The 1,883-nt window shown below is 42.9% G+C and carries 4 protein-coding genes; 3 read left to right on the top strand and 1 reads right to left on the bottom strand.

Annotated elements, in window-relative coordinates:
• The first annotated feature begins 42 nt into the window (after positions 1–42).
• The 3 genes from EOJ37_RS14010 (at position 43) to EOJ37_RS14020 (ending at position 1,378) form a co-directional block, all read left to right on the top strand.
• The gene (locus tag EOJ37_RS14010) at positions 43–351 is read left to right on the top strand and encodes a hypothetical protein (protein ID WP_127960487.1); all 309 of its coding nucleotides are present in this window, start codon (positions 43–45) and stop codon (positions 349–351) included.
• Between the two features lie 131 nt (positions 352–482).
• Positions 483–1,085, top strand: a complete 603-nt coding sequence (locus tag EOJ37_RS14015; protein WP_127960488.1) for an RNase A-like domain-containing protein — start codon at positions 483–485, stop codon at positions 1,083–1,085.
• The gene (locus EOJ37_RS14020; protein WP_127960489.1) at positions 1,082–1,378 is read left to right on the top strand and encodes a contact-dependent growth inhibition system immunity protein; all 297 of its coding nucleotides are present in this window, start codon (positions 1,082–1,084) and stop codon (positions 1,376–1,378) included. Before EOJ37_RS14015 ends, EOJ37_RS14020 begins: the two co-directional genes overlap by 4 nt.
• A 195-nt stretch (positions 1,379–1,573) precedes the next feature.
• Here EOJ37_RS14020 and EOJ37_RS14025 read toward each other — a convergent pair whose 3' ends face one another.
• Positions 1,574–1,765, bottom strand: a complete 192-nt coding sequence (locus EOJ37_RS14025; protein WP_127960490.1) for a hypothetical protein — start codon at positions 1,763–1,765, stop codon at positions 1,574–1,576.
• Positions 1,766–1,883 lie beyond the last annotated feature (118 nt).

Below are 1,883 nucleotides of genomic sequence, written 5' to 3' on the forward strand. Positions count from 1 at the left end.
CTTAGTTAATACGTTCCCTGGTAAAACGGGGGTAAATTAATCATGTTTACTGTTGTGTTATGGGATACTGAAAAGTATCAAAAAATTAAGTTAATCGAAAAATATGACGAGAATGAGAAATTTTTAGCTCAGTCAGATCAAGACCATTATCCGCTTTTGTCACGACTAACATATTGTGATGAGGAGTTATTTAGTAATGTTGAGTTAAATAAATTACTTGATGAAGTTAATGAATTGAAGATTAAAAGTGTTGATACTGAGGTAATAGCGTATCTTGAGAGCGTCGCAAGTATGATTGCTGAAGCTATCAGAATACATAAAAGCATTTTAATAACGCCTTTTATTGATTGAATGTGTAGAATTTCTGCCTCTACTATGAAATTAGCAACTCTACCGAACCGAAGGATGGCGAAATACTCGTCACCTGTAGCAACGAGCACTACGCTCTATGTGCTGAAAAGTAGATCAGCTATTTCTCAACCTTGGCCGATTTTGTCCCGGTGGTCGGTGATATTAAGGGCTTTGCCGAAGCGGAAGACACACTCGATTTTCTCGTCGCCGCCATCGGCGTGATCCCGGTCGTCGGCGACGTCGCTGGCAACGCGCTGAAAGCAGCAAAACACGCGTTGAAAAAAGGCGGTGTCGCTGGGGCGTCGAAGTTGGTTGATCAGGCCAGTGAGGAGGTAGGTAAATATAGCACGATAGTTCCTAGTGGTGGGTTGGCTGCTCATGAAAAAGCAGGTGGTCATTTAATTGCTAGGCATGTTGGACAAAGTGATGCTGAACTTGCTACCCGACTATCTAATGACCCTAAAGTTCGCGTAGCATCCACCTTTACTGATAGGACTGTTGCAGAATCAGCCATATCTAGTGCTATGAGTGCTAACCGAAGTGCAATAGATTTGTTTATGAAAGGTAATACTAATCAAATAGTTATTAAGCATTCGTCACCAGCCGTCATTGGTTCCAGTATGACTAGGGGGAGTACCTCTTCTCAGCCCGTTTCCAATGTTACAGTTGTTATTAGGAAAGATCCGACAATGCCTGATGGCTACAGAATACATACAGGATACCCAACACCATGATGTTACACTTTTCAGAGCTAGAACAACTGTTAGGAGCTTATTTTCACCAAGATTGGGATTTAGACCATCCAGATGCGGACGGTGTAATCAAGTTTTATAAACAAGATGTTGATAGTAAAACCATTTTTTCTTTGAAACAACAAGTATTGCACTTGATTGATTCTGATAATACTGATGATGACCTTCAGTCACTATTATTTGAAAAAATGGGATGTTGTTACTATTACCCAAGTGAATGGGGATCCTCTAAAGAATGGTTAAAACATATTATTGATGTTTTAGATGAGGAGTAACACCCAGGACAACCGCATGAATGCATAAATATTAACCAATTCGGTCGGTGTGTAGTCATACAGGACCTGTCTAGAACCAGATTTGTGCGTTTAATGCTCTGCATTGGTCTTTTTTTATGTGATTATTGGTCAATAAACATTCGTGTTCTTGCCCTGTAGTTTCTACGCTGTCAGCACCTGCCACCGGATAGGTTTTTAACCAATCCAAGGTGGTGGGTAGGCGATATTAAGGGCTTTGCCGAAGCGGAAGACACGCTCGACTTTCTCGCTGCCGCTATCGGCGTGTTCCCGGTCGTCGGCGACGCCGCTGGCAAGGCGCTGAAAGCAGCGAAACAAGCGCTGAAAAAAGGCGATGTCGCTGGGGCGTCGAAGTTGGTTGGTAAACATCCGGCGATCTCACCTTGCGAGTTTATATTAAGTGGTTAAGGTGAGCGGCAGATTAGGTGGATGAGGAGAAGGTGTTACCGGGCAGGGGCAGCAGTTGGTCCAGTTGACTATTTTTCCA

The sequence above is a fragment of the Serratia microhaemolytica genome, assembly GCF_004011885.1.
Lineage (GTDB): Bacteria > Pseudomonadota > Gammaproteobacteria > Enterobacterales > Enterobacteriaceae > Serratia_G > Serratia_G microhaemolytica.

What these genes read in the sequence shown, in the direction of transcription:
- EOJ37_RS14025 (WP_127960490.1), bottom strand. Translation starts at nt 1,765, where the DNA reads ATGTTTACCAACCAACTTCGACGCCCCAGCGACATCGCCTTTTTTCAG.
- EOJ37_RS14020 (WP_127960489.1), top strand. Translation starts at nt 1,082, where the DNA reads ATGATGTTACACTTTTCAGAGCTAGAACAACTGTTAGGAGCTTATTTT.
- EOJ37_RS14010 (WP_127960487.1), top strand. Translation starts at nt 43, where the DNA reads ATGTTTACTGTTGTGTTATGGGATACTGAAAAGTATCAAAAAATTAAG.